The 26,478-nt window shown below is 70.7% G+C and carries 22 protein-coding genes and 1 pseudogene; 6 read left to right on the top strand and 17 right to left on the bottom strand.

The genetic code is table 11. The features are described 5' to 3' along the window. Positions 1–191: 191 nt before the first annotated feature. The gene (locus ACWDS7_RS12235; RefSeq protein WP_451929311.1) at positions 192–965 is read right to left on the bottom strand and encodes an AMP-binding protein; all 774 of its coding nucleotides are present in this window, start codon (positions 963–965) and stop codon (positions 192–194) included. Positions 966–1,511: 546 nt separating this feature from the next. Then, positions 1,512–3,986 (bottom strand): ATP-binding protein, encoded by a 2,475-nt coding sequence (locus ACWDS7_RS12230; protein WP_451929310.1) that lies wholly within the window; start codon positions 3,984–3,986, stop codon positions 1,512–1,514. 335 nt (positions 3,987–4,321) lie between these two features. On the opposite strand from ACWDS7_RS12230, the gene ACWDS7_RS12225 reads away from it, so the two are divergent. Then, positions 4,322–6,295 (top strand): ABC transporter ATP-binding protein, encoded by a 1,974-nt coding sequence (locus ACWDS7_RS12225; protein WP_451929309.1) that lies wholly within the window; start codon positions 4,322–4,324, stop codon positions 6,293–6,295. 82 nt (positions 6,296–6,377) lie between these two features. On the opposite strand, the gene ACWDS7_RS12220 is transcribed toward ACWDS7_RS12225, so the two are convergent. Beyond that, positions 6,378–7,844: a peptidoglycan D,D-transpeptidase FtsI family protein gene (locus ACWDS7_RS12220; RefSeq protein WP_451929308.1), complete on the bottom strand. Its 1,467-nt coding sequence runs from the start codon at positions 7,842–7,844 to the stop codon at positions 6,378–6,380. A 99-nt stretch (positions 7,845–7,943) separates the two neighbouring features. Further along, positions 7,944–8,324 carry a MerR family transcriptional regulator gene (locus ACWDS7_RS12215; RefSeq protein WP_451929307.1) on the bottom strand — a complete coding sequence of 127 codons (381 nt, stop codon included), beginning with the start codon at positions 8,322–8,324 and terminating at the stop codon, positions 7,944–7,946. Between the two features lie 91 nt (positions 8,325–8,415). Between ACWDS7_RS12215 and ACWDS7_RS12210 the strand changes: the two genes are divergently transcribed. Beyond that, positions 8,416–9,354 carry an aldo/keto reductase gene (locus ACWDS7_RS12210; protein WP_451929306.1) on the top strand — a complete coding sequence of 313 codons (939 nt, stop codon included), beginning with the start codon at positions 8,416–8,418 and terminating at the stop codon, positions 9,352–9,354. A 108-nt stretch (positions 9,355–9,462) separates the two neighbouring features. On the opposite strand, the gene ACWDS7_RS12205 is transcribed toward ACWDS7_RS12210, so the two are convergent. Beyond that, positions 9,463–10,119 carry a TetR/AcrR family transcriptional regulator gene (locus tag ACWDS7_RS12205; RefSeq protein WP_306865249.1) on the bottom strand — a complete coding sequence of 219 codons (657 nt, stop codon included), beginning with the start codon at positions 10,117–10,119 and terminating at the stop codon, positions 9,463–9,465. A gap of 71 nt (positions 10,120–10,190) precedes the next feature. Between ACWDS7_RS12205 and ACWDS7_RS12200 the strand changes: the two genes are divergently transcribed. Next, positions 10,191–11,513: a GH1 family beta-glucosidase gene (locus ACWDS7_RS12200; RefSeq protein ID WP_451929305.1), complete on the top strand. Its 1,323-nt coding sequence runs from the start codon at positions 10,191–10,193 to the stop codon at positions 11,511–11,513. A 62-nt stretch (positions 11,514–11,575) separates the two neighbouring features. On the opposite strand, the gene ACWDS7_RS12195 is transcribed toward ACWDS7_RS12200, so the two are convergent. Beyond that, positions 11,576–11,920: a putative quinol monooxygenase gene (locus ACWDS7_RS12195; RefSeq protein ID WP_451929304.1), complete on the bottom strand. Its 345-nt coding sequence runs from the start codon at positions 11,918–11,920 to the stop codon at positions 11,576–11,578. A 59-nt stretch (positions 11,921–11,979) separates the two neighbouring features. On the opposite strand from ACWDS7_RS12195, the gene ACWDS7_RS12190 reads away from it, so the two are divergent. Further along, the gene (locus ACWDS7_RS12190; protein ID WP_451929303.1) at positions 11,980–12,375 is read left to right on the top strand and encodes a MerR family transcriptional regulator; all 396 of its coding nucleotides are present in this window, start codon (positions 11,980–11,982) and stop codon (positions 12,373–12,375) included. Between the two features lie 141 nt (positions 12,376–12,516). After that, a pseudogene (locus tag ACWDS7_RS12185) lies at positions 12,517–12,747 on the top strand (SDR family NAD(P)-dependent oxidoreductase); the annotation flags it as partial. On the opposite strand, the gene ACWDS7_RS12180 reads toward ACWDS7_RS12185, so the two are convergent. The 9 genes from ACWDS7_RS12180 to ACWDS7_RS12140 form a co-directional block, all read right to left on the bottom strand. Beyond that, positions 12,707–12,970: a hypothetical protein gene (locus ACWDS7_RS12180; protein WP_451929302.1), complete on the bottom strand. Its 264-nt coding sequence runs from the start codon at positions 12,968–12,970 to the stop codon at positions 12,707–12,709. The pseudogene ACWDS7_RS12185 and the gene ACWDS7_RS12180 overlap by 41 nt on opposite strands. 143 nt (positions 12,971–13,113) lie before the next feature. Further along, positions 13,114–13,488: a hypothetical protein gene (locus ACWDS7_RS12175; RefSeq protein WP_451929301.1), complete on the bottom strand. Its 375-nt coding sequence runs from the start codon at positions 13,486–13,488 to the stop codon at positions 13,114–13,116. 212 nt (positions 13,489–13,700) lie between these two features. After that, the gene (locus tag ACWDS7_RS12170; protein ID WP_451929300.1) at positions 13,701–14,096 is read right to left on the bottom strand and encodes a GNAT family N-acetyltransferase; all 396 of its coding nucleotides are present in this window, start codon (positions 14,094–14,096) and stop codon (positions 13,701–13,703) included. 370 nt (positions 14,097–14,466) lie between these two features. Then, on the bottom strand, positions 14,467–15,558 hold the full coding sequence (locus ACWDS7_RS12165) for a DUF6461 domain-containing protein (protein ID WP_451929299.1): 1,092 nt from the start codon (positions 15,556–15,558) through the stop codon (positions 14,467–14,469). Between the two features lie 65 nt (positions 15,559–15,623). Next, a complete protein-coding gene (locus ACWDS7_RS12160) occupies positions 15,624–15,911 on the bottom strand; it encodes a hypothetical protein (protein WP_451929298.1) in 288 nt (95 codons plus the stop codon). Positions 15,912–16,050: 139 nt separating this feature from the next. Next, entirely contained in the window at positions 16,051–16,569 is a 519-nt protein-coding gene (locus tag ACWDS7_RS12155; RefSeq protein WP_451929297.1) for a hypothetical protein, read from the bottom strand. Positions 16,570–16,738: 169 nt separating this feature from the next. Further along, positions 16,739–17,125, bottom strand: coding sequence for a hypothetical protein (locus ACWDS7_RS12150; RefSeq protein ID WP_451929296.1), 387 nt, complete (start codon positions 17,123–17,125; stop codon positions 16,739–16,741). Positions 17,126–17,181: 56 nt separating this feature from the next. Beyond that, complete coding sequence (locus ACWDS7_RS12145; protein WP_451929295.1) at positions 17,182–17,832, bottom strand: response regulator; 651 nt, start codon at positions 17,830–17,832, stop codon at positions 17,182–17,184. After that, the gene (locus ACWDS7_RS12140) at positions 17,825–19,936 is read right to left on the bottom strand and encodes a sensor histidine kinase (RefSeq protein ID WP_451929312.1); all 2,112 of its coding nucleotides are present in this window, start codon (positions 19,934–19,936) and stop codon (positions 17,825–17,827) included. Before ACWDS7_RS12140 ends, ACWDS7_RS12145 begins: the two co-directional genes overlap by 8 nt. Positions 19,937–20,215: 279 nt before the next feature. Here ACWDS7_RS12140 and ACWDS7_RS12135 point away from each other — a divergent pair, with 279 nt between their 5' ends. Further along, on the top strand, positions 20,216–20,902 hold the full coding sequence (locus ACWDS7_RS12135) for a hypothetical protein (protein WP_451929294.1): 687 nt from the start codon (positions 20,216–20,218) through the stop codon (positions 20,900–20,902). 502 nt (positions 20,903–21,404) lie between these two features. Here ACWDS7_RS12135 and ACWDS7_RS12130 read toward each other — a convergent pair. Together ACWDS7_RS12130 and ACWDS7_RS12125 are read right to left on the bottom strand one after the other, a co-directional pair. Further along, on the bottom strand, positions 21,405–22,001 hold the full coding sequence (locus ACWDS7_RS12130) for a DUF6461 domain-containing protein (RefSeq protein WP_451929293.1): 597 nt from the start codon (positions 21,999–22,001) through the stop codon (positions 21,405–21,407). Positions 22,002–22,077: 76 nt separating this feature from the next. After that, entirely contained in the window at positions 22,078–26,397 is a 4,320-nt protein-coding gene (locus ACWDS7_RS12125; protein WP_451929292.1) for a LamG-like jellyroll fold domain-containing protein, read from the bottom strand. Positions 26,398–26,478 lie beyond the last annotated feature (81 nt).

Raw genomic sequence — 26,478 nt, 5'->3', positions numbered from 1 at the left:
CGTGCAGAGAGCGGGTCCAGGTCGCGCTCATTGCAGAACGCCAGCCACTCCTTCAAGTCCCGGCCGTAGGCCGTACTGGTGTGGACGGACCGCCCGGCTCCCGTGCCGGGCGGCGCGTCTCCGCGTAGGGGCACCCGCCCGCCGCCGCGGCAGGACCTCCGGGCCAGGGCCCGGAGGGACGGGGTCAGGGGCTAGACGCGCTGGACGGCTCCGTCGAGCAGCGCCATGACGGTGACCCCGAAGTCGTGGATGGTCGCCGACAGCTCGGTGGGCGACAGGCCCGGGGCCACCACGACCAGCGCGCCACGCATCAGCGCCAGCCCGACCAGGGTCGTCATGGCCAGGGTGCAGTCGAGGGACCAGGTCACCAGCAGGACGTCGGACTTCTCCAGCACCGTGTGCCCGCCCAGCTCGTGCATGCGCGCGATCAGCTCCTGATGGGTGAACAGCCCCTCCTCCTCGGTCAGCAGCGCGGGCTGGACCGAGGGGTCGAACAGGGGCAGCGGGCCGGGTTCGAGCAGCAGCAGGTCGGCGAAGTCGACGGTGTCGCGCGCCTGGCCGAAGGCGATCACCTGACGGACCCTGGACGCCTCGGCGGCCAGCAGCGACGTCTCGGCAAGGTCGGGGGTCGTGATGAGCAGCCGGGCGTCCCACCGGGCCAGCAGCTCGGCCGCCGCCCCGCCCCAGGACGCGACCGGGGCCGCCACCCCGCCGGCCGCGATGACGGTGTGCACCGCCAGGGTCTGGGCCGCGGCGTTGTCGACGTGGATCCCCGCCACCTGGCGCCGCCGGGCGCCCCGGCGGACCAGCCCCGAGGCGCCCCGTGTCACCTCGTCGGCCAGGCGGCGGTAGCCGTACACCACTCCCGCGCCGAGGTCGATCAGTGCGGGCCGGTCACCCCGCTCGTACGCGTAGCCGAACACCGCTTCGGTGACGGTGCCCTTTATGGACGAGGTGGGTCTCATTCCACCGACGCTACGGCCGCCCTGTCGGCCGGGCATCGGCAGATGTATGTAGATGGGTGTGTATTCGAAATCCGTCCCTCCGGAAGGCGGGCCCGAGCCCTGCGCGGCTCGGGCCCGCTGTCGCGTGGCCCATGGCACTGAAGTCCCCACCCCTCCGAGGAGACCTCGACCGTTGGGAGGGACACGCGACGCTACCGGTGTGCTCGACCGAGACGCCGGGGATGGTGTGGGCCTGCCGTACCGGATCACCGTCATGACGGGCACGGTGCGGAAGGCTGGGCGTCATCGGTCGAACACGAGGGAAACCTACGGCGGACGGCCACTGCGGCGCATGCTCCGGAGTGCGTATCCCGAGATGTATCTATGCGGCGGCTGATGTGTAGACCCGATGTGTAGGCAGGGCCCCGGAGCGGGAACGTCCACGGCCTTTTCCCTGCTACGGCCCTGCCTCCCCGCTACGGCCCTGCGCTGTGGCCCTGCGGCCCCTGCGTTGTGGCCCTGCTACGGCCCCGCGCTCCCCCGCCGCGGTGGGAGGGCGGGCGGGGTCTAGCCTCGGTTCTGCTCGATGACCCAGGTGGCGACCTGGGTGCGTGAGGAGAAACCGAGCTTGGCCAGGATGTTGGCCACGTGCCGGGCGGCGGTCGCGGGACTGATCACCAGCTCGTCGGCGATGGCCTTGTTGCTCAGGCCCCGGGCGATCAGTCCGGCGATCTCCCACTCCCTGCCGGTGAGCGTGGTGAGCGGGGCGGCGACCGGACCCCGGCCCGCCATCAGGGGCGCGTCGGACTGCTCGTCGCCCTCCAGCGCGTAGCGGACCGCCTGGTCCTGGGACATCTCCTTGCCGTGCGCCCAGAGCTGGGCGACCATCGCGTCGCCGAGCCGCATCCGGGCGGGCTGGAGCAGCTCCTCCATCCGCGCGCCGAAGCCGGAGGGCAGGACGGCGCCGCTCATCGAGCTCCGGATCGCCGCCGAGGCCCCCGCCAGGCGCACCGCCCGGCGGTCGTCCTCCTCGGCCAGCGCGAGCTGCGCGAGCGTCTCGATCCGCCGGGCCACGCCGAGCCGCTGGCCCGTCCCCTGGCACAGCCGCAGGCTCTCGATCAGCCTGACCCGCGCGGTGGCGAGGTCGCCCTGGGCCAGGGCGATCCGGCCCAGGCCCGCCAGGCAGGTGATGGTCTGCCAGTGGGCCGTGATGTCCTGGAGCAGGTCGAGGGCCTGCTCGTAGTAGGCGCGGGCCTCCGCCAGGTCGCCCCGGAGCCAGGCGACCTGGGCCAGGCCGATGAGCGCGACCGGGGCCGCCCAGTGGTTGTCCAGCTCGTGCGCGATGGCCAGCGCGGCCTCGAAGGAGCGCTGCGACTCCTTGGCCCGCCCCTCCGACAGCGCGAACGTCCCCTCCATGGCGCGGATCACCATCTCGTGCCAGGGATCGTCCACCCGGCGCACCGCCTCCAGCGCCTCGTCCAGGAAGGCCCTGGCCCGCTCCGGCCGGCGCTGGTAGATGGCCACCCAGGCGAGGATGGCGAGCGCCCCGCTCAGCGGCCCGTGCAGACCCGTCGCCCGGCACAGCTCGGCCGCGGCCGAGCAGGCGACCTGCGCGGTGTCGGGGTCACCCTGGCCGAAGGCCACCTGCCCGCGCAGCACGAGGGCGTCACCGCGCACGCTCGGCGGCAGCTCCGTCTCCTCGGTCGCCAGCAACCGGTCCAGCCACTCGTCCGCGGGGGTGAACCTGCCGCCGGCGATGGTCGGCCAGCGGAGCAGGACCAGCAGGCGCAGCGCGCTCTCCGGGTCGTCGGCCTCCGCCGACCAGCGCACCGCCGCCCACACGTTGGCCTGCAGCTCGTCCAGCAGGACCAGCAGCGGGCAGATCTCCTCCCAGGTCGGGCGGGGGCGCCGGACGATCGTCTGGTGGATGCGGCCGGCGACCTCGATCATGTGGTCCCGGTGCCGCCGCCGCAGCGCGGCCTCCTCCCCCGAGGTGTCGAGCTGCTCGGCGGCGTACTGGCGGATCGTCTCCAGCATCCGGTAGCGCGTCTCGCCCGCGACCTCGGCGTCGGCCAGCACCAGGGACTTGTCGACCAGGTCGCAGAGCACGCCCAGCACGTCGTCGGCCCACAGCCCGTCACCCGCGCAGACCTGCTCGGCCATGTCCAGGGTCCAGCCCCCGGTGAACACCGCCAGCCTCCGCAGCAGGATCCGCTCGGGGTCCTTGAGCTGCTGGTAGCTCCAGTCGACGGTCGCGCGGAGCGTCTGGTGCCGGGCCGGGGCCATCCTGTCGCCGGTGGACAGCAGCCGGAACCGGTCTCTGATCCGGGCGTGGATCTGCTCCACCGTCAGCACCCGGCACAGCGCGGCGGCCAGCTCGATGGCCAGCGGCATCCCGTCGAGCGCCTCGCACAGGCTGGCGATGTCGCCGGCGTTGTGCTCGGTGACGGCGAAGCCGCGCGAGGCGGCGCTGGCCCGGTCGACGAAGAGCCGTACGGCCTCGCTGCCGGCGAGGTCCTGGACGCCGGTCCGGGGCAACGTGAGCGGCGGCACCCGCCACACGGTCTCCCCCGCCACCCGCAGCGGCTCCCGGCTGGTCATGAGCATGCGCACGCCCGGACAGACGGTGAGCACCGCCCGGCAGAACCGGGCCGCCTCCTCGATGAGCGACTCGCAGTTGTCGACGATCAGCAGCAGGCGCCGGTCGCCGAGCGCGTCGATCAGCGTGTCGGACAGCGGACGCGGCGGCTCGGCCTTCACCCCGAGCACGGCGCCCACCCGGGGCTCGATCAGATCGCCGCGCACCGCCTCGGCCAGCTCCACCAGCCAGACGCCCCCGGGGAACTCCGCCGCCACCTGGGTGGCCACCCGGACCGCCAGCCTGCTCTTGCCGATGCCGCCCGCTCCGCACAGGGTCACCAACCGGGCGACGCCCAGCAACTCGACGAGCTCCTCCACGTCGCCTTCACGGCCGACGAAGGCATTGGGTTCGAGAGGCAGGTTGCCGCCGGTGAGAGAAACGTGCGCGGTGTCCTGTGTCATCGGCTCTTAAGGGAGGTCGCGGGCCATCCGTCACAGAAAGTGTGACACCAATTACCGTGCCGTGCCCAGGCTTAGCCCCATTTCGCACACTCGGCTTAACAACACTGCTCGCGAAATGTTATTGCAACGAATTCACGTGCGGCGGCGGAAGTGCCGATACTCCGGTACGACGGACCGGGCGGACCCGGAGGCGGCGGCCCCGGACGGCGTCCGGGCCGCGAGGCTCACCGCGTCCGGGGCCGCCGGCCTGGAGCCCTCGCCTCGATGACGGGCCGGGTTGACCGCACGCGGCCATCCGATGGCGGATCGGCCGTGGGGCGCTTCAGACTGCACCCATGGCGGACACTCCCCTGGAACCTGCTCCCCGTACCGCGACCGACGAGGACACCTCCTCCGACTCCATTCCCGAGCTCGGCGAGCTCAGCCTGTCGGAGTGGCACGCCCACGTCGGCAAGATGACCGGCATCGGCTTCCTGACCATCGCGCGCCGGCTGCCCGCGCTGGTGTCGCACGCCGTACGGCTGGCGTGGCTGGCCAGCCCCCGTGACACCGTCATCGCGATCGTCCTGAGCCTGCTCGGCGGCGTGTTCACCGCGTTCGGGCTGCTCGCCACGACCGGGGTGCTGTCGGCCCTGTTCGAGGCGGGGCCCACTCCGGAACGGGTCATGGCGGCCCTGCCCAGCCTGATCGTGGTGGGTGTGGCCGGCACCCTGCGCACGCTGATGCAGGCGGGCGCGGGCTGGGCGCAGTCCCGGCTCGACCCCCAGGTCAGCCGGATCGCCGAGGAGCGGCTCTACGGGCTGACCAGCAGGGTCGGCCTGGCCGCCTTCGACGACCCCGACTTCCACGACGCGCTCCAGCGGGCCCGCTCGCGCGGGGTCGCCATGGCGGACGTGGTGGTCGGCACCGCCATCAACGTGCTGACCGCGATCATCGGGATCGTCGCGGCGGCGGGCGTGCTCGGGGTGCTCCATCCGGTGCTCCTGCCGCTGCTGGTGCTGGCGGTGGTGCCGGACGCGTGGGCCGCGGTCCGCTCGGCGCGGATGCGCTACACCACGATGTACGCGCTGATCCCCGCCAGCCGTCGCAAGTGGATCATCGCGGAGCTGCTGGCGGAGCGCGGGTCGGCCGCCGAGGTGCGCTCGTTCACCATGCGGGGCTTCCTGATGCGGATGTACGACGCCGTGGCCACGGCCGAGCAGAGCATCCTGCTGAGGCTGGCACGGCGGCAGACATTCGCGAAGATCGTCGGCGAGGCGCTCGGCGGGGTCGGGACGGCCGTCGTCTACGTCGCCCTGGGCATCCTGCTCGCCGTGGGCGCGGTGCCGCTGGCCGTGGCGGGCACGGCCGTGCTGGCGATCCGCTCGGGCCAGACGTATCTCGCCAACCTGATGTTCGCCACCAACCGCCTCTACGAGGAGGGCCTCTACTTCACCGACTTCCTCGACTTCTGCGCCGACGCGGAGAGCCGGATCGGGCACGGGCGCTCCGGGCAGGCTCCCGAGACCTTCGAACGGATCACCGCCGAGGACCTCGTCTTCACCTATCCCGGCTCCGGCAGCCCCGCCCTGCAGGGGGTGTCGGTCCGCGTCGACCGGGGCGAGGTGATCGCCCTCGTCGGCGAGAACGGCTCGGGCAAGAGCACGCTGGCCAAGATCCTGTCGGGTCTCTACGAGCCGGACAGCGGGCGCGTCCGGTGGGACGGCACCGACCTCGCCGACGTCGACCCCGACCAGCTGCGCGGCCGCATCGCGGTCATCGCCCAGGACCACACACGCTGGCCGTTGACCGCCAGGCACAACATCAGCATGGGCACGGAGAAGGGGGAGCCCGCGCTGGTCTCGGCGGCCGAGGTGGCGGGCGCCGACCAGGTCGTCGCCGAGCTGCCCCACGGCTACGACACCCTGCTCGACCGGCGCTTCAAGGACGGCCAGGAGCTGTCCGGCGGCCAGTGGCAGCGGATCGCCGTCGCCCGCGGCTTCCACCGGGACGCCCCGCTGCTGATCTGTGACGAGCCGACCGCGGCCCTCGACGCCCGCGCCGAGCACGCCCTCTTCGAGCGCATCCGGCAGCACGCCGACGGCCGCACCGTCCTGTTGATCACCCACCGGCTGGCCAGCGTCCGCTACGCCGACCGGATCTACGTCCTGGACCACGGCAAGGTCACCGAGGAGGGCACCCACGACCAGCTCATCGAGCTCGACGGCCTCTACGCCGACCTCTACAACCTGCAGGCCCACGCCTACTCGACCGGAGCCCCGACGGAGCCCGCCGTACCCGGGACCGGAGGCCCGGCGCGGCCCGCGTGACGGCCGCCGCGCCCCGGCCGGGCCCGCCGTACCCGGGACCGGCAGGCCCGCGTGACGGCCACCGTGACCCGGCCGGGCCCGCCTACTCCGGGCGGATGCCCAGCACGGCCCGCATGACGGCCGCCGCGACGGGAGCCGCCGTCCGGCCGCCGGATCCGCCGTGCTCCACCAGGACGCCCACGGCCACCCGGGGGGTGGCCGCCGGGGCGAAGCCGGTGAAGACCGCGTGGTCCTGACCGGAGGCGGCGTTCTCCGCGGTGCCGGTCTTGGCCGCGACATCGACGCCCGGGACGGCGGCGGCCGTGCCGGTGCCGCCGGGCTGGGTGACCGTGACCATCATCGCGGTGAGCCGGTCGGCCTCGTCCTCGTCGAGCGTGCGGCGGTAGGGCGACGGGTCCGCCTCGTCGATCACCGCGCCGTCGGCCAGGCGGACCTGCTCCACCAGGTAGGGGCGCATCAGCACGCCGTCGTTGGCGACCGCCGCGGAGATCATCGCGATCATGAGCGGGGTGGCCCGGTCGTCGAACTGCCCCAGCGCCGACATCGCGGTCTGGGCCCGGTCCATCCCCCGCGGGTAAACGCTCTCGGCCACCGGCATCGGGACGGTGAGGTCGTCGGCGCCGAACCCGAACGCCTCGGCCTGCTCGCGGAGCGCGTCCTGGCCGAGGTCGATGCCCATCTTCGCGAAGGGGGTGTTGCACGAGGTCTTGAACGCGTACGCCAGCGGCGGGTCGCCGTCACCGCAGGCCGTACCGCCGGAGTTGCGCAGGTAGGTGCCGGTGCCGGGAAGGCGGAACGCGGTGGGGGCCTCGACCCGCACGGTCGGGCTGTATCTCCCGGAGATGAGCGCGGCCGCGCTGGTGACGACCTTGAAGGCGGAGCCCGGCGGGTAGTTCCGCTGGATCGCCCGGTTCAGCAGCGGGTCGCCGGGGTCGCTCCGCAGCCGCCTGTCCACCCTGTCGAGTTCGGCGCTGTCGAAGGTCGTGTAGAGGTTCGGGTCGTAGGAGGGGAAGGACACCATGGCCAGGATCGCGCCGGTGGCCGGGTCGATCGCGACGGCGGCCCCGCGCAGCCCGGTGGCGCGCAGCGCCTCGTAGGCGGCCCGCTGCGCCCGCCCGTCGATGGTGAGCTCAAGCGTGGCGCCGCCCTCGGTGCCGTCCACCAGCGAGCGCAGCTTCACCCATGGGTCGCCGCCGGACAGCACCGCGTTCTCGGCCGCCTCGATGCCGGTCCCGCCGTAGAGCGAGAGGTGTCCGGTCACCGGCGCGTACAGCGGACCCCAGGGATAGGACCTCCGGTACCGGTAGGTGCCGTCCCCGCTCTCCCGGCTGGTCGCGACAACCGTGCCGTCGCGCAGCAGGATCTCGCCCCTCGGGGTCTCGAACCGCGCGATCCTCCTCTGGGGGTTGCGCGGGTCCTCGTTGAGCCGGTCGGCCTCGAATGCCTGGATATGGGTCGCCTGGGCGAGCAGCGCGAACAGCATGGCCCCGCACATCAGGGCGACGCGCCGGAGCGGGATGTTGATCCGGCGCGCGCGTGGTGCGGCCATGGGCCCCTCCCCCGATCCCGCCACCGGTCACCGATATACCGGTTTAACAGCCGGACCGAAAAGGGGGGACCGTCCTGGGGCAAAGCAGCCGTACGGCTTCTAATCAACCACCGCGCGGTAGTAATTGATCTTGTTCAGGACGGCCGTCTGCTTCTCGCGCAGGTTGGCCACCTGGCTCTCCACCCGCCGGTTGTGGGCTTCGAGGAGCTCGATACGGTCACGGATCGTATGGTCGCCCGCCCGGACCAGTTCGGCGAAGCGGAGCATCTCCGCGATCGGCATCCCGGTGTCCCGCAGGCAGCGGATCGTGCCGAGCCAGCCGATGTCGTCCTGGGTGAACCTGCGCTGGCCGGCCGCGTTACGGCCGACCGGCTCCAGCAACCCGATCCGCTCGTAGTAACGCAGGGTGTCGAGACTGAAGCCGGTCTCCTCCACCACCTGCCCTGGCGTGTAGACCCGCCCTGGTGTGTAGACGCTCACGCCTGGCAGCATCCCACCTGGAGCCCACTCCAGGTCAAGCAGGAATGTCCGGCTTGACCTGGAGTGAACTCCAGCCTGCAAGGTGATGCCCATGACGCACATCCCCCTGGCGCTGGGAACCATCCCGTTCGGCACCGCCCTGGACGACAAGGCGACCTTCGCGATCCTGGACCGCTTCGTCGACGCCGGCGGCGCGCTGCTGGACACCGCCAACAACTACCCCTTCTGGAACGACGGCGCCACCGGCGACGAGAGCGAGCTGGCCATCGGCCGGTGGCTGGCCGCCCGGGGCAACCGCGACCGGGTCGTGCTGAGCACCAAGTGCGGTGCCCGGCCGACGGTCCCCGGCGACCGGACCCTGGACTCCGCCGAGGGCCTGTCCGCCCCCGCGATCCGCGCGGCCGCCGAGGGCAGCCTGAGGAGGCTGGGGACCGACCACGTCGACGTGTACTGGGCCCACGTCGAAGACCGGTCCGTCCCCCTGGAGGAGACGCTCGGCGCGTTCGCCGAGCTGGCCGGGTCGGGCAAGGTCCGGGAGATCGGGGCGAGCAACGTCCGCGCCTGGCGCCTGGAGCGCGCCCGCGCCCTGTCGGCGGCCAACGGCTGGCCCGCCTACACCAAGGTGCAGCTCCGCCACACCTACCTCCGGCCCCGGCCGGGACTGCGGCCGGTGGAGTCGGGCCACGTGCTCGTGCAGGACGACATGGTCGACTACCTGCGCTCCGAGCCCGATCTGACCCTGTGGGCCTACAACACGCTCATGGCCGGCGCCTACACCCGGCAGGACCGGCCGATCCCGGAGATCTACGACCATCCGGGCACCACCCGCGGGCTCGCCGTACTGCGCGAGGTGGCGGGCGAGCTGGGCGTGACCGTCAACCAGGTGGTGCTGGCCTGGCTGATCGGCGGAGACGTCCCGACGGTCCCGATCGTCGGCGTGAGCTCCCTGGCCCAGCTCGAGGAGGCGCTCGGCGCCGTGGAGCTCACGCTCGACGACGAGCTCCGCGCCCGCCTGGAGTCCGTCCGATGAGGCCGGCCGAGGAGCTGTGGTTCCTGACGCCCACGCCCCTGGGGGTGTGGCGCTTCCCGGACATCCGGCCGAGGAGGCCCGGGGCGGGCCGCTCCTGGTGGGCGCGGATCACCCCTGGGGGAGGTAGTCGGACAGGTAGCGGCGGACCAGACGCTTGCACTCGGCGATCAGCTCGGGGTCCCCGTCGGGCCGCGAGCGGAAGGCGAGCTTGAGCACGGCGTCGGCGGCCTCGACCGCGACGACCAGCGCCCGGTCCAGGGCCGGGCCGATCGGGGCGCCGAGCAGCTCGATGGTGATCGCGCGGAGCCGGTCGGCCACGATGACGTTGTTCTCCAGCGCGGCGTCGAGCATCCGCTCGGTCCCCTTGATCGCCGGACCGCCCGGCGAGGGCAGCACCTCGCCGAAGTCGACGACGGCGAACCCCGGCGTCGTCCGTTTCATCGCGACGAACTCCTCGATCGCCAGGTCCACCACCTCGGTCCAGTCCGACAGCTGCACGGCCGAGAGCCGGGTGGTGATCCGGCCGAGGAACGCCTCCAGGTTGCGCAGCGCCAGCGCCCGCACCAGCCCCTGTTTGTCGGTGAAGAACTGGTAGAAGGTGCCGATCGGCACCTCCGCGCGGCGCGCGACCTCCTTGGTGGTCAACGCCTCGTAACCCGCCTCGTCCAGCAGCCGCGCGCACTCGTCCAGCATCCGCTCGACCCGTTCCAGGCTGCGCCGCTGGGCGGGGCGACGGCGCAGCGTCCCCCCGGAAACGTTCGTCATCGCTCCATCATCTCCTACGCGGGCACATCAGAGGCTAACATGAGCCACACTCATGCCAGCTGGAGGTCAGGATGTTCCTTTGGGGTACGGCTACCGCGTCCTACCAGATCGAAGGCGCCGTCGCCGAGGACGGCCGGGGCCTGTCGATCTGGGACACCTTCACCCGCGAGCCCGGCCGCGTCCGCGACGGGCACACGGGCGAGGTGAGCTGCGACCACTACCACCGCTGGCCCGAGGACGTCGCACTGATGGCCGGGCTCGGCGCGAACTCCTACCGCTTCTCCATCGCCTGGCCCCGCGTCCAGCCCGACGGCAGGGGCCGGATCAACCAGGCGGGCCTGGACTTCTACGACCGGCTGACGGACGCGCTCCACGACAGGGGCATCGTCCCGGCGGCCACGCTGTTCCACTGGGACCTGCCGCAGGCCCTGGAGGACGAGGGCGGCTGGCTCAACCGTGACACCTCCTACCGGTTCGCCGAGTACGCCGCCGCCGTGGCCGACCGGCTCGCCGACCGGATCCCCATGTGGATCACCCTGAACGAGCCCTTCGTGCACATGGTCTTCGGCTACGCCATGGGCAACCACGCTCCCGGCAGGGCCCTGCTCCTGGACGCGCTGCCGGTGGCCCACCACCAGCTCCTCGGACACGGCCTGGCCGTACAGGCCCTGCGCGCGCGGGGCGCGGAGCAGGTGCTGATCACCAACAACTGCACCCCCGTCTGGGCCGCCTCCGACGACCCCGCCGACCTGGCCGCCGCCGACGCCTACGACATCCTGCACAACCGCCTGTTCAACGACCCCGTGCTCATCGGCAAATACCCGGATATGTCGGCGTATGGCGTGAGCCTCGACTGCGTCCAGGACGGCGATCTCGACCTGATCGGCGCCCGGCTCGACGGGCTCGGCATCAACTACTACAACCCCACCCGGATCGCCGCCCCCGCCGACGAGGGCCTCCCCTTCAGCGACACCGGCATCACCGGCCATCCCACCACCGCCTTCGGCTGGCCGGTCGTCCCCGACGGCCTCCGCGAGCTGCTGACCGGCCTCAAGGCGCGGTACGGCGACGCCCTCCCGCCCGTCTACATCACCGAGAACGGCTGCTCCCAGCCCGACGTGCCCGGCCCGGACGGGGTGGTCGACGACCAGGACCGGATCGCCTACCTCGACGGCCACATCGCGGCGGTCCACCAGGCCCGGGCCGAGGGCGTGGACGTACGCGGCTACTACGTCTGGTCCCTGCTGGACAACTTCGAGTGGGCCGAGGGCTACCACCAGCGCTTCGGCCTGGTCCACGTCGACTTCGCCACCGGACGGCGCACCCCGAAGTCCTCCTACCACTGGCTCGCCGGGCGGATCGCCGAACACACCGGACACGCCGAGCCCCGCTAGCGCCCGGCCGGGCGGTGCCGGACCGCCGGAGAGGCGGCCGCCCGGAGAGGCGGCGGCACCCGCTAGCGCGGGTAGGGGCTCAGCATGGCACCGGAGTGGGCGTCGAGCTCGCGCTCGAGATAGTCCATCCGCCGCTCCCAGAAGTCCTTCATGTGCGGCAGCTCCATGTGCCGGTCGAGGTCCTCCTGCGAGCGCCACACCTCGTAGAGGAAGAAGGTCCCGTCGGCCTCCTCGTGAACGTGATACTCCAGGCTGCCCGCCTCCTGGCGGGTGGGCTCCACGAAGGAGAGCAGGAGCTCCCTGAGCTCCGCGGCCCGTTCCGGCCTGGGGTGGGCGAAACCGTAGAGGGAGATGGTGCCGGTCGTCGCGTGCCGCGCCTGGCCTGTCCGCGCTGTCGTGTCTGTCATGACGGCAACGCTAGAATCTCACATGGATGTGAGGTTCAAGCGTATGTGAGGCGGATCACATGAAGATCGGCGACCTGGCGCGCGAGACCGGCGTGAGCATGCGCCTGCTCCGCTACTACGAGGAGCAGGAACTGCTCGTGTCCGAGCGGGCCGGCGGCGGCCACCGCCGATACGCGGCCGACGCCCCCGCGACGGTCCGGCGGATCCGGATCTTCCTGGGAGCGGGGCTGCCCACCAGGGTCATCCGCGACCTCCTGCCGTGCGTCACCGGCGACGGACCCGACCTCGACCCCTGCGTGATCGGGCACCTGCGGGAGCAGCTCGGCGGCATCGACGAGCGGATCGCGGGGCTCCAGGAGGCGCGCGCCTCCCTCGCCGGTCTCCTCCAGGCCACTGAAGGCGCCCGGCCCGCTCCCGCCGGCCACCGCCTCCAGCCCGAGCCCGCGCCCCACTGACACCAGTGCCCCACTGACACCGGCGCTCCGCTGAAGCCCGCACCCCACTGACACTCGCGTCCCGCTGACACGACCGCCCACCCCGGCGGATCCCGCCGGGCCGATGCGCCGTCGAGCGCGGCCGGCGGCGGTCCCGCGGACCTCGTCAACATCTCCTCGATCGGCGCCCACGTCACCTTCCCCGGCTACGCCGTCTACGGCGCCACCAAGGCCGCGCTCACCCACCTGTCCGCGTCGTTGCGCCCCGAGTTCGGCCCGCGCGGCGTCAGGGTGACGAACAGGGCGGGGCGCTGCCGACGGAGGTCTGCGGTGGCCGATGGCCGGCGTGTCTTCAGGTCGCCGGTCCCCGGCGGGTGGCCTGGGGCGCGGTGATGATCTGAGGAACGGTGATGACCTGGAGGGCGGTGATGACCTGGGGGCAGTGATGACCTGGGGGCAGTGATGACCTGGGGGCAGTGATGATGACCTGAGGAGCGGTGATGACCTGTGGAGCGGTGAGCGCCGCGGTCGCCTTCACGCGGATCTGCTCGGTGCTCGTGCCCTCATCGGTGCGGGCTCGGAGGGCGATGCCTCCGTTTGCCGGTCTGCTGTTCACGCCATTGTCCGGGCGGAAGGGCGAGTATCCGGACTCCGTCGATCGGCGAATTTCACAGCGGCTCTGAAAGGGCCCGCCATACCTTCGGCTCGACCGACACTATTTAATTCTTCCATGTTTTCCGGGTGGATCCCCGGAGCGTTTTACAGCGTGGTCGTGGTGGCCGCCGAGTCCCACGTGGTGCCGTCGGTACCGGCGGCGTCCCAGGTCGTGCCGTCGGTCGAGTCCCACGTGGTGCCGTCCGCACCGGCGGAGTCCCAGGTGGTGCCCGCCGCGAGCACCGACACGGAGTCCCAGGTCGTACCGTCGGTCGAGTCCCACGTGGTGCCGTCGGCGCCGGCGGAGTCCCAGGTGGTGCCCGCCGCCACCGTCGACGCGGAGTCCCAGGTGGTGCCGGCCGCGGTCGAGACGGAGTAGCCGCCGATTGCCGCGGTGAATGCGACAGCACCGGAAACAATTGCGACCGACAGCTTGGCGGCGACATTGAACTTGACCAGGGAAGCGGCGGAGTTCTTCATTTCTCAATCTCTTTTCTTGAGCGGTTGTTCTTTCCTCGCACAACCAACTCTGCGCCTTTCGGAGCCCGCGGACCAGGCATGTCGGAGTCAGCAAGTTCCCCGCCGATGGCAGCTTCCTGCCACCGGCGCCGGACACCGCCTACCCACGCCGGGGCCGCTCTCCCGTCGGAAGCCGCGGCCGGCGCCGCATGCCCTCCCGCTCCGGCGGGCCCCTACAGCGCGATGAGGCCCGCTCCGGTCGCCTGGAACCCGCAGGATTCGAGGTAGAAGCCCCGGAGATGATCGTCGAAGTCGACGTGGAGCCACTCGCACCCGGCCGCCCGGGCCTGTCTGACGGCGACGGCGACGAGCTCGGTCCCCACCCCGTGCCGCCGCAGCCGCGCGGTCACCAGCGTGTCGAGGACGAAGGCGTGGACGGCGCCGTCCCACGCCACGTTGACGAAGCCGACGAGCTCCTCCTCCTGCCTGGCGCAGACCCACCCGAGACTGTGCCGGTTGACCTGGGCCCACCAGTCGTCCTGCAGGGGCGCGTGATCGAAGCCCTCGGCGTGCAACGCGTTGACCGCCGCGTTGTCGAACCCCCCGCGCCACTCATACGTGATCGTCATGAGGCGACTTTAGGAGGACCCTCCAGCACCGGCCAACGCGATCTGCTGAAGATACGCCCGGATCTCCGCCGGCGCCCAGGGCCGTCGCCCGCATCGGACGCCGGCGCCCTCGCCTGTGCCCGCCGGATCCGCGGGGAGTCGGTCACCGTGATCGCCGGGCACCCGGGCACCGGCCGCTCGACGCTGTATCGGGCGCTGGAAGAGGGACTCAGCGCAGGAGCCCTGCCCCTCACGGCTGACCGTAGAAGTATCGTGTGTGTTCGCGGCCGAGTCGTTCCGCCACCAGCCACACACCGGTAATCGACTCAGCCAGAATGAATGCTTTCGCCCCACACTCCTCCGATGAAGCATTCCATCGCGTTCTCTGGCGCTACAGGGCGTTCTCGCCATGCTGAATGTAGTAATGGATCAAACTGAGCGTATGGGCGCGCTCGAAATCATCGTTTTCGTGGCTGAGATGCGTCTTCCCCGCCGCGTTCAGGGCATTGTAGGCAGCCTCCTCCGGATTGGAGTTGAGCGCCGACACCAGCGTCCGGGCTGCGTTGCGTTTCAGTAGTAACTGTCCGGATTCCGTGTCATGACCGGGGACCAGAGAGGTGGAGCCCTCCTCTTCCAGAGCCCCCCTCGCCTGAGCCAGAAGACGGTTGGCCAGACTCCCCACCTTGCCGCGGATCTGCCCGGCACGGACTCCACGTTCTTTTTCCGCGATCAGTTCCAGCGCTTCGTCGATCAATTCGCCGCGCAGGCCCGTGGTACGTACGGCCATCTCGGCTGCGATCAGGGCGATCTCCGGTAACTTGTCCCGTGTGGGGACCGCGGCGATCGCCGCGATGCGCGGGTCACGTGCGACCAGGCCTCGCGCGTCGTCGTCGAGAAGCAGCGCAGGACGTTGCGGGGCGGTGGAGTCCGTTGCGACGACGAGGCCGAGATGTGGCTCGTCGAACCAGGTTCGATCGAGGCGGATGCCCGAAAGCTCCTCGCCGGCCGTCAAGGCGGCGGCCATCCAATCCTCCCGCCACTGTTCCGGGGCCAGGGTGAGGTTCAGGGATGCGGCCGAGGAGTCGAGCTCCTCCACGTCGAGGGGGTCGAAGGCCGTTACAAGCTCCCCGTGCGCGGCGTAGGAGATACGCGCGTCATGGTTGACGGTCCAGTGGAGGCTGAGCGCCTCACCCGCAGCGGACAGCTCTCGCAGCAGGGCGGAGCCGCTCCCTCTGAATCCGACGGGTTCGACGACCACCGTGCAGTCACCGTGCGATGCGAGAAGGATGATCGCGCCGGTGCCCTCATCAAGGCCGTAGGCCTCCTCGCACACTTCGTTCCAGGTCAGTTCCGTGAGCCGGCCGTAGTCACCGCCGAATCCCCGGACGACGTCACGGGTCGCGACACCGCTGACCCAGGTGATGCAGACCTGCTCCGGAAAGGTGTCGCGCAGGTTCGCGTACACGCTGAAGACCTCATTCATGATCTTTCCATTGTCTCTGGAAGGTAGATGCGGGGCGGCGCAACCGCCCCGCACCATGTCATGACCTAGGGCACCACAGGGCCGGGGATATTGTCCCCGATCCCGTCAACGGTGCAGGTCGCGTAGTCGAGGACCTCGTCGGGGAAGGGGTTGGTCACCACTATCCCTGGGAGGCCGCTCGACGGCCTGGTCGCGCCCTGCACGATCACGTCTACCCAGAACGGTGACAGTTCACGGATCCGGTGTCGCTGATACCAAGCCCCCAGCCGGGACCCCGAGGAGCAGTTGTCCTTCACCGGGATCACCGCCTTGTCCCGGGTGCGGTGCAGGCAGCGTCCGATGACGCCGTTCACCCTCTCGCAGCCAGGATTGGAGCGGTCAATGCGCCCGGGGATGTTCTTCTGCGTCCCGCGCCCTGGATCAGTGTCTGGCGAGCGGTACAGCGCGGCCCAGATGTGATGAGCGCTCCTGAGGACCTTCTTGTCGTTTCCGTCAAGGACGAAGGTGGGTCGAATCGAGTCCACGACGCAGACCGCTGTAGGCAGTGATCCAGTCCACGCTGTCGCAGATGAACGACTGGTCCCACTCCTTGCCCTTGCGGTCCAATAGGTTGAGCCGATAGTAGCTGTCCATGAGCTCGGGATTGTTCATGTATTTGATCGAAGGCTCGAGAGAGCAAGTGCCGACCTTGTCGGTATGGGGGAGACCGTCCCAAGGAACATCGAGAGTGATTTCGAGGTCACCACCGTCACGCCACTGGACAACGCTGGCCTCACGGCCGTACCCGAGATCCTTCACCTGACCGTTCTCCTGATAGGTGGCACCACAATTGCTGCCCTTCTCCCCGAACGCGACCTTGAAGCGATTGTCCTTCCAATTGGAGTCGTAGATATTGACCTTGTCGACCCGCGCCCAGGCTTTGATCTGACGGCTGTTCACGCCGGAGGGACCATTTGGCGGCGCCGATGAGGTCCGTGCTGCGGTCCCCCTCGTCGTCTTCGTCGCGCTCACCGATCCACATCGTGTAGCACATACCGAAGGAGTTCTTATAACTGAACATCTGGTTGTACAGGGAATCATCGTTACTTGGCGAGTTGAGGTCGCCCACGGCCTTCTGGCATTCCGCGTACGACGTGCGTTCGTAGGGAAACTTCCTGGCGGCCGCTGCCTGGGTCTTGGGCTAGACGTCGGTGGGCGCCTGCGCGGACGGCTTGACCGACGGCTCCGCCACGGCCGGCCCGGCCACATCGATGCGCAGGCCTTGCCAGCCCGACCAGGAGCCAGCCGCAGACCCGGTCCTGGTGCGGGCCTGCCAGCGCACCTTCCAGCCGTCGGTCAGCTTCCCGGTCGGAACCTGGAGAGCCCCGGTGGTTCCGGAGAAGACGTTCGTGGCGGTGCCGGACCAGATCGGTCCCTGCCCTTGTGATGGTGCCTTCGGGTCATGGGCGACCTCGAACTCCACGGTCGAGCGGCGCCACAGCGGGTCGGACACCTTGGCTATGAGGTGCGGCGTCGTGGTCGACGTGATCGCGTTGCCGTCCTTGGTAGTGAACGGGCGCGTCCACATCGTGCCGATGGACGGCTTGATGTCGCGCCTGGGCGTGTGGCGGGCGGCCGGCGGGGTCAGCGGCCCAGGCCGGCGTCGCGGGCGCGGACGATGGCCTCCGCCCGGTCGGCGACGTGCAGCTTGGCGAAGATGTTGGAGACGTTGTTGCGCACGGTTTTCTGCGACAGGAACAGCGCCGACGCGATCTGGGCGTTCGACCTGCCGGCCGCGACCAGCGACAGGATCTCCCGTTCGCGCGGCGTGAGCTGCGGGAACGCCTCGTCGTCCGCCGGCGGCCCACCGGCGAAGAACTCCGCCACCCGGCGTGCGATCGCGGGGCCGAAGATGGCCTCGCCGTGGGCGACAGAGGTGATCGCGCGCCCGATCTCGGCCTGGTTCGCGCCCTTCAGCAGGTAGCCGCGGGCCCCGGCCCGCATCGCGGCGAACAGGGTGGCGTCCTCCTCCGACATCGTCAGCATGACCACCCCGATGTGCGGACTGTCGGCGGCGACCCGCCGGGTCGCCTCGATCCCGTCCAGCTCCGGCATCCGGACGTCCATCACCACCACGTCCGGCTGCAGCTCGGCGGCCCGCTCGACCGCCTCCAGCCCGGTGGCGGCGGTGCCCACCACCTCGATGCCGGGCATCGAGCCCAGCAGCGCCGCCAGGCCGTCGCGGTATACCGGGTGGTCGTCGGCGAGGAGCACCCGGATCGGCTCGTCAGACACCTGTCATCTCCGTTACCTGTCCTACCTGTTCCAACGGGAGTTCTACCTGTTCCAACGGGAGCGTCGCATGGACCAGCGTGCCACCGTCGGCGGGGCAGGTGACCTCGCAGCCGCCGCCGAGCTCGGCAGCCCGCTCCCGCAGCGAGAGCATCCCGACCCCGGCCACGACGTCCGCGCCGATCCCCGCGCCGTCGTCGCGCACCAGGACGTCGAGCACCCGCCCGTCCACGCGCAGAGTGATGTCACAGTGCGAGGCGCGCGCGTGCCGGGTCACGTTCGTCAGTGCCTCCGACACGATCCGATAGGCCGCCACCTCCACCGCCGCGGGCAGCGCGTGGAGTGCCTCGTCGCCGGTGACGGTGACCGTCAGGCCGCTCGGCCGCAAGCGGTCCGCCTGCTGTTCGATCGCCCGGAGCACGCCCAGTTCGTCGAGGGCCGGCGGGCGCAGGTCGTGCACGATCTGGCGGATGTCGGCCATCACCGTCGCGACCTCGGCGGCCGTCTGCTCAAGGATCCGGTCTGCCCCGTCGGGTGAGGTGCGGGCCAGGTTCCGGGCGGTCTCGATCCGCAACGCCACCGCGCCGAGACTCGGTCCCAGCCCGTCGTGCAGGTCGCGCCGGAGCCGGCGGCGTTCCTCCTCGCGGGCGACCACGAGCTGGGCGCGGATGCGCTGCAGGTCGACGGTCAGCTCGGTGGCGCGGGCCGCCGCGGCCGCCTGCCGTACGAGGTCACCGAGGAGCCGCTGGTCCCGTTCGGTCAGGTCGGCCCGGCACAGCACCAGCCGCCCCACCGTCTCGCCGCGGTAGGCGACCGGCAGCGACACCGACGGCCCGCGCGGTGAGCCGTGCTCGACCACCGAGCGTTCCCCTCCCGGGCGTTCGATCTCCACCCGGACATAGGACAGCCGGAACGCCTCGGCCAGCGTCCGCGCCACCGCGATCAGCTGCCCGTCCGGATCGACGGTCAGCTCAAGCCGCTCGGCCAGCGTCGAGACCGTCGCGTACGGATCGTCCCGCGACCCGCGCAGCAGCCGGCGGCCCGCCCGCACCAGCCACGCCCGCATCGGCATGTAGACCACGGCGACGATCGCGATCGCGGCGAACGTGGCGCGCCGCTCGTCGAGCGCGCCGGCGGCGACGGTGAACACGGCGGCGTCGACCACGACCGCCAGCACGGCGAGCACGCCGTACAGGACCGTCGCCGACAACAGCCGGTCGACGTCGTACAGCCGGTATTTGGTCACCGCGACCACCACGGCGGAGGAGGTCAGCGCGATCGCGACCGCGAGCAGGAGCGCGGGGACGTCCGGCGGCAGCACGAGCGGGAGCAGCAGCACGGACATGTCCACGAGCGCGGCCCACATCAGCCAGCGGATCTGCGCCTGCCGCTCGGCGTCGGCGCCGCGGTAACGGTGCACCATGACCGCGAACGGCACCACCAGGCTCACCACCACCCCGGCGTGGGCGACGTGCAGCGCGGGCTCCCAGATCTCGTACGGCAGGCCGACGCTGAACGGGTCGAGCGCCAGCCTGGCGATCTCGGGGGGCAGCGGGGTGTCTTCGTAGCGGGCCAGCACCGCCATCGGCGCCAGCAGCCGCAGCACCGGCAGGAGCGCGGTCAGCGCGAGGCTGGCGGCCGACAGCCGGCGCCACGCCGTGGCCGCCGGCAGCCGTCCGTCCGGGAACAGCAGGATCAGCAGGGGCAGCCCGAGCAGCAGCGCCGCGCCGAACCGCGTGTAGAACCAGTAGGCGGCCGAGGCCCCCGGCGTGCCCGGCGACACGTAGCTCGCGTACGTCGCCCAGCCTGCGGTGAAGCCGTTCAGCAGCCACATCAGCCCGGAGAGGGTCAGCACCCAGGCGACGGGGTGCCGCGGCAGCCGCCACAGCAGCAGGAGACCGGGCAGCATCTGCGCGGCCCCGGCCAGCGCGGACGGCCAGCCGGGGTCGAGATCGGCGCTGTGCGCCACCTCCACTCCAGCGGCGCGGACGTCCAGCAGCACCGTGCCGACGGCGATCGCGACCACGACGACGGCCAGTACGCCCGGCAGGCGAGCCCTGCGCGCTGCCGGCAGTCCGGCCGGTCCCATGTTCTCCACGACATGCATTGTCACCTGCCATATGTCCTGTCTGTCCCGGGACCACCGTCCCGACCCGGGTTGGGACGGCCGCCCCTGGACGGGAGCGGCCCCCGGGGCGGAATCCGGGACCACCGGCCCTGCCCGCCCGGGTCCGCCGGCGCGGACTCTGGATCCGCACGTCGGACGCACCGCCTGACCCGGCGGCACCCAAGCCGCGCACACGAGGATTCCGCCCGCAGGAATTAGCAGAAACTCGCAGGAATTCACTGGAACTCACTGGGACTCACAGGAAAGGGACCAGCCACAATGGACGCGCACATCACGAACACACCGGCCAAGGCACGTACGGACGTCAGTCCTCCCGGCACCGCGCCGGCCGCGCGGCCCCCCGCGATCGCCCCCGGCACGGTCCGCCGCCTCGGACTCGGGCTGGCGGCCGGCACGCTCATCTGGGCGGTGAGCATCTTCCTGTTCGACCCCACGGCCGGCGGGACGGAGGGGCGGATCGGCGACCTGGCCGGCCTGGCCTTCCAGCTCGGCCTGTTCGGCCTGCTCGCGGTGCAGATGCGGACCCGGGCGGGCGGGACGTCGCGCGTCTCCGCGGTGATGCTCAAGGTGGAGGTGGTGCTGCTCGCCCTGGCCTCCGCCTGGTCGCTACTGCACGCGATCCTGCCGGAGGCGGCCGGCGACGGGGTGGTGCTGGCGGTGCTCGACGTCTTCTGGCCGCTGTCGATGCTGGGCATGTTCGTGATCAGCGTGAAGCTGGTGCTCGCCCGCAGGTGGCGGGGGTCGCTGCGGTGGTGGCCGCTGGTGGCGGAGAGCTGGGGCGTCGTGACGGTCCCCGTGTTCGCGCTGCTCGGCGAGGCCGCCTCACGGTGGGTCGGCGGCGGCCACCTGCTCGTCGGATACGCCGTGCTCGGGCTGCTGCTCGCCTGGCGCCCGGAGCTGACCTTCGCCGGGCAGGAGAGCCCCGCCGTACAGGACGGGAAGTGAGCCGCGCGGGACGAGAGACAGACCCCTGCGGAGCGGGAGGTAACCGGTATGAGGCGCGAGGCGAACGGCACGCCGGCAAGTCGGCGGCCGCTCCGGGGTGATCGGTGGGCCACCCCGGAGCGACCGATGGGCCACCCGACCGACGGCCGTCCGGAATGGGGGCCGGTGCGTCCCGGGAACGGCCCGTCCAAGCCCCTCCGGATGACGCGTTCAAACACACCCGGGCCCGCCGGAAAGCGTCCGGCGCCGCGCATGCCGTACAGGCTCCGTCGAAGTCGAAGGAGCGCTGGAAATTACACTCCCGTCCGTCTTCATGGCGCCGCACTGTTCGAGGGAAAAGCATAAACGAAAATAGGTCGTGAAACCGTGTCATAGAATCGGCGGGCGGACTGGTTATATCGAGATCTGAGTCTCCGTGGAGACTCTGGTGTGCCCTGATTCTCGTGGAGTCGCGTTTCCTAATCCTCATGCCACGGTGAGTCGGCGACCCACCGCGCTGCGGTCACCAGGACCCGTCAGGAATCACGTAACACGTGTTGCTGGACTCAAGCCATTCCTGGTCGAGGCCTCGTCCGGTGATGCGTTCGATCAGGATCAGCGCCGTGGCGATGTTCGCCTCCGTGTCCGGGCCGTCCACGAATGACAGCCCGTCCAGGTATCCGTCCAGCGCATGCCGGTTGGCCCCACCTCGACGGGATGAGGGGGAGAAATCCATATAAGTGAGGATCCGTCCGTCGGACGCGTAGATGAGCTGTTCGTCGCCGTCAGCGTTCCAGCCGATCGCCACCGCGCGGCCCCCACCGCTGGACGCGATGGACAGAGCCCGATCACGCAGGCAGTCCCAGCCCCGTAGCTGCAGGATCAGGACCCAGGAGCCGGCCTGGCCAATGAGGACGATGCCGTCGCGCTCGCCAGCGTCGCCGGTGTGTTCATGGACGTCATGGATATTGCATTCCGCCGCGGTATCGAGGTCGGCCCGCATCCGGCGGGCGGCTTCGTGGGCGTCGACTCCCTCGACCCAGGCGGCGTGGAAGCCGAAGTAATCGTCATCGAGCCCATATTCGTCCAGGACGTCGTAGGGGGTGCGGCCCTCGCTCATCGTCTTCCTTCCGTGGAGCATGGCGGCTCGTGGAGCATGGCGGCCCCGCCTGGAGAGCGGGGCCGCCATGTCGGCCTTACTTGATATTGACCCAGAACTGGCTGCCGTTGAGGAACCGGTAGCGAGCGTAGAAGATGCCGAGATCAGTCCCGGCGTTCCCGTTCTGCTCCGCGAGAAGCGCTCGGATGGAGTAGTTGTATCCGGCGGAGCCCGCCCCTTCCTTGGTGGACCCGAAGGGGAACTCGTCACACTGCAATTCGCCGCGGATGTCGTCCGGATCGGGATCGTCGTCGCTGTCGGCCTTCGGGAACCATTCCCGGCAGTCGATGTCCTTTCGGTACTTGTTCTTCCCTCGATACGTGCTCCCGTCCGGGGCCTTGGTGGACTTGGAGACGTATGTCAAGGCCGGCCCCCCGGTAGCGTAGTTGCCCGGGATTCTCTTAGCGATGGGTGAGCCGTTCGCGTCCTTGAAGTGAGGGGCGGTCAGGTGCGGCGAGTAGAACGCATCATGGATGTGCTTGGCCACATCGCCCATAAACGGGTCGGTCCGATACATGGTGTAGAGGGCGTTGGCCCCCACCAGGACGCATCCGCCCTTGTACACATGCTTGGTCAGGCTGTCGCAGCGCACCTTGGCGGCGTTGTCGTTGGTGGCCGTCGGGTTCCGCGGGATGTCCCACAACTCGACGCTCTTGTCCGGCCAGGCCGGAATGTGAAGCGTCAGCCAAGGACGGATCGTGCAGCTGTCGAAAAGGGCTCCCGAGGAGCGGAAGACGAACTCGGTCCGCCATTCCTCACCGAGGTCCGGCACGTCGCCGACACGCTCGGCCGGCCCCTCGATCTGGGTGCAGTTGCTCGTCGCCTTGCCGGCCTTGGCCCGGACCCGAAGCTTCAGCGTGCCCAGCACCAGGGCGTCGTCGTCGCCGGTGACGAAGACGTCGGACAGCTTCGTCCACACCTTGATGTCGCGGGGCAGGCGCCCTGCGGTGCCGCCCTGGACGCCGGTGGCCGTCTCATTGCCGGCATAGGTGTGAATGGCGACCGACACGCGGAAGTACATCCAGCTCGGGACGGGGAAGACCACTGTCTTGCCCGTCTGCCTGGTCTTCTCCGTGTCGATGGTCCAGACCAGCCAGCTGTGGAACCTGGCTGTGCAGCCGCTGTACGGACGGGCCTCACCCCAGACGTTGTCGGCCAGTCGGTCGTCGTCGTCCTCGTCCTCCCGCTTGTCCTCGCACCACTCCAGCGTGTGGCGGTCGTAGGGGAACGACTCTGTCGCGGCGGCGCGTACCGTGTTCTGCGCCGCGGACACCTTTGCCGTGGGCGCCTTCTTCTCGCCGAAGACGGCGGCACTCTTGGTGGGCGACGCTGCGGGAGGGGCCGGCGGGTCGGCCAGTGTGGCGACCTGGCCCGCCGTCAGCGCGTTCTGGTAGATCCGCACCTCATCGAGATCACCGATCATGAACGTGCCCAGAGTGACCGCACCCGCGCTGTTCCATGCCGGCCCGGTGACCGGCGTGGTCTTGACCGGGGCGCCGTTGAGATACAGCGTGGCCGACTTGGCCTCGGCATCGTAGACACCGGCCAGGTGGAACCACTCGCCCGTCGGCGGGTCGACGCCCGCCAGCACACCCTCGGTGGTCGCGTCGACGGCGTCGGCACTGGTCAAGGTGAACACCAGCCCGTGGTCAGGGTCATTGCCGAGGCGGAATGGTGCCTGCTGGGCGCCCTTCTGTTCGATGACACTGTAGGCGCCGTCCTTGTCGTCCCACTTCAGCCAGGCCGCGACGGTGAAGCTGTCGTCGGTCCGGATCACTGGCCCGCTGGTCTGAGCCAGTGGTTCCTCGCCGGGGTGAACGATGTCCACCTTGAGCTCCTGCCAGTCCGACCACGTGCCGGTGGCGGTGGCCGAGACCGCGCGGGCGCGCCAGCGCACCTGCCAGCCGTCGCTCAGCTTGCCCGCCGGGACGGCGGCCGTGGCCTGGGACCCGACAGGGAGGTCGGCCAGCGCCGTCGCCCAGATCTGTCCCGTGCCCTGCCCCTCCGGCGCGGCCGGGTCGTGCTCGACCTCGAACTCGGCGGTGAGGTTGTCACCGCGGGGGTCTGCGAGCGTGGCTCGCAGTTCCGGCGTCACCGTATAGGTGACCGTCTTTCCGTTCACCTTGCGGGAAGGGGTCGCCCGCAGCTCGCTGACGGCCGGCGCCGAGGCGGGCCGCTCAACGGTCAACTGCTGCCACTCCGACCAGGTCGAGGCCAGCTCGGCGGTGAGCGAGCGGACCCGCCAGCGCACGACCCAGCCGTCGGTCAGCTTGCCCGCCGGGACGGCGGCCGTGACCTGGGTACCCGCTGCGGCATTGTCCACCGCGGTGGTCCAGATCTGCCCACTCCCCTGGCCCGCCGGAGCCGACGGGTCATGCTCGACCTCGAACTCGGCCCGCAGGTTACCGCCGGGGGCGTAGGTGACCTGGGCGTGCAGCGACGGCGTCACCACGGTGGTGACGGTCTTGCCGTCGACCACCTGCGACGGGGTGACCTGGAACTGGCCCACGCCGGGCTTGGGGATCTCCACGGCCAGTTGCTGCCAGGCCGACCACGGCGAAGAGGCGGTGTCCGAGACCGCGCGAGCGCGCCAGCGCACCAGCCAGCCGTCGCTCAGCTTCCCTGCCGGAACTTCGATCGCGGCCTGGGAGCCGACCGCTACGTTGTCGACAGCGGTGGTCCAGATCTGCCCACTCCCCTGGCCCGCCGGAGCCGACGGGTCATGCTCGACCTCGAACTCGGCCCGCACCGGCTCGCCGCGGGGGTCCAGTACGGTGACCCGCAGCTGTGGGGTCACCGTCGAGGTGACGGTCTGCTCGCCCACCTGCGCCGAGGGCATGACCTGAGGCTTCTCCACGGCCGGAGCCGAGCCGGGCTGGTCCACCAACAGCGGCTGCCAGTCCGACCACGGAGAGGAGAGCGTGCCGGCGACCGTGCGGGCCCGCCAGCGCACCGCCCAGCCGTCGGCGAGCTTCCCGGCCGGGACGGTCACCGAGCCCTGCGTCCCCGCCGGAACACCGTCGGCGGCGCCGGACCAGATCTGGCCGGTTCCCTGGCCCTGCGGCGCGGACGGGTCGTGCTCGACCTCGAACTCGGCCCGCAGGTTACCGCCGGGGGCGTAGGTGACCTGGGCGTGCAGCGACGGCGTCACCACGGTGGTGACGGTCTTGCCGTCGACCACCTGCGACGGGGTGACCTGGAACTGGCCCACGCCGGGCTTGGGAACGGCGACCTTCACCTGCTGCCAGGCCGTCCAGGTCGAGGAGGAGGTGCCCGCCAGGGAGCGTACCCGCCAGCGCACCAGCCAGCCGTCGGCGAGCTTGTCGGCCGGGACGGTCACCGCGGCGGCGGTACCGGACGCCACGTTGTCCAGTGCCGTGGCCCAGATCTGACCACTGCCCTGGCCCTGCGGGGCGGACGGGTCGTGCTCGACCTCGAACTCCACGCGTGAGGCACTGGCCTGCGGATGGGACACCGCCGCGCGCAGTTCGGGCGTCACCGACGAGGTGACCGTGGCACCGCCCTGGCTCTGCGAGGGGATGACCTGCGGCTGGCCGACCGCCGGGTCGGTGGCCGGATCGAACACGTCGACCTGGAACTTCTGCCATCCCGACCAGGCCGGGGTGGATCCCGGCGTGGTGGCCTTGACCCGGAACTCGTACGCGATCTTGTCCGACAGCTTCCCGGACGGGACCGTCACCGACGTCTGGGTGCCGGAGGCGACACCGGTCACCGACGTCGACCACAGCACGGTGTCGGTGAGGTAGTCGGCGACCTGGAAGTCGACCGTGGCCGTGCCGCCGAGCGGGTCGGTGACTCGGGCCAGCAGCGTGGGGGTCAGCGACGAGACCACCGTGACGGCGTTCACGGTCTCGGCCGGGGTGACCTGGAACTGGTCCACCACCGCCTCAGGCACGTCCGCCGTGAAGAACTGATACGACGACCACGCCGAAGTCGCGCCGCTGGCCGTGGCCCGCACCCGCCACTCGTACTTCGTGCCGTCGACCAGTATGGCCGACGGAACCGTCACCGACGCCTGGGTCCCGGAAGCGACGTTCGCCGCCGATCCCGACCACACCACCACGTCGTCGGAGTACCGCGCTACCTCGAAAGAGGCCGTGACCGGCCCACCGAGTTGGTCGATGACCCGAGCCAGCAACGTGGGGGTCAGCGAGGTGGTGATAGCGCCGTCGGAGGCGGTTCTGGAGGGGCTGACCTGGAACTGGTCGACCCGCGGTGCCGCGTCCACGGTGAAGAACTGATACGCCGACCAGGCCGGGGTCGAGCCCGGCGTGGTGGCCTTGACCCGCCACTCGTACTTCGTGCCGTCGACCAGCTTGGCCGACGGAACCGTCACCGACGCCTGCGTGCCGGAAGCGACGTTCGCCGCCGATCCCGACCACACCACCACGTCGTCGGAGTACCGCGCCACCTCGAA

It is taken from the genome of Streptosporangium sp. NPDC003464, from assembly GCF_053588315.1.
Note: the sequence above shows the minus strand (reverse complement) of the source record. Positions and strands in the feature narration are given on the sequence as shown.

Coding starts and splice junctions, on each gene's coding strand:
- ACWDS7_RS12170 (WP_451929300.1), bottom strand. CDS start 14,096: ATGACGATCACGTATGAGTGGCGCGGGGGGTTCGACAACGCGGCGGTC.
- ACWDS7_RS12165 (WP_451929299.1), bottom strand. CDS start 15,558: ATGAATGAGGTCTTCAGCGTGTACGCGAACCTGCGCGACACCTTTCCG.
- ACWDS7_RS12195 (WP_451929304.1), bottom strand. CDS start 11,920: ATGACAGACACGACAGCGCGGACAGGCCAGGCGCGGCACGCGACGACC.
- ACWDS7_RS12150 (WP_451929296.1), bottom strand. CDS start 17,125: ATGTGGACGCGCCCGTTCACTACCAAGGACGGCAACGCGATCACGTCG.
- ACWDS7_RS12230 (WP_451929310.1), bottom strand. CDS start 3,986: ATGACACAGGACACCGCGCACGTTTCTCTCACCGGCGGCAACCTGCCT.
- ACWDS7_RS12190 (WP_451929303.1), top strand. CDS start 11,980: ATGAAGATCGGCGACCTGGCGCGCGAGACCGGCGTGAGCATGCGCCTG.
- ACWDS7_RS12235 (WP_451929311.1), bottom strand. CDS start 965: ATGAGACCCACCTCGTCCATAAAGGGCACCGTCACCGAAGCGGTGTTC.
- ACWDS7_RS12205 (WP_306865249.1), bottom strand. CDS start 10,119: ATGACGAACGTTTCCGGGGGGACGCTGCGCCGTCGCCCCGCCCAGCGG.
- ACWDS7_RS12135 (WP_451929294.1), top strand. CDS start 20,216: ATGGACGCGCACATCACGAACACACCGGCCAAGGCACGTACGGACGTC.
- ACWDS7_RS12130 (WP_451929293.1), bottom strand. CDS start 22,001: ATGAGCGAGGGCCGCACCCCCTACGACGTCCTGGACGAATATGGGCTC.
- ACWDS7_RS12210 (WP_451929306.1), top strand. CDS start 8,416: ATGACGCACATCCCCCTGGCGCTGGGAACCATCCCGTTCGGCACCGCC.
- ACWDS7_RS12140 (WP_451929312.1), bottom strand. CDS start 19,936: ATGCATGTCGTGGAGAACATGGGACCGGCCGGACTGCCGGCAGCGCGC.
- ACWDS7_RS12175 (WP_451929301.1), bottom strand. CDS start 13,488: ATGAAGAACTCCGCCGCTTCCCTGGTCAAGTTCAATGTCGCCGCCAAG.
- ACWDS7_RS12200 (WP_451929305.1), top strand. CDS start 10,191: ATGTTCCTTTGGGGTACGGCTACCGCGTCCTACCAGATCGAAGGCGCC.
- ACWDS7_RS12220 (WP_451929308.1), bottom strand. CDS start 7,844: ATGGCCGCACCACGCGCGCGCCGGATCAACATCCCGCTCCGGCGCGTC.
- ACWDS7_RS12225 (WP_451929309.1), top strand. CDS start 4,322: ATGGCGGACACTCCCCTGGAACCTGCTCCCCGTACCGCGACCGACGAG.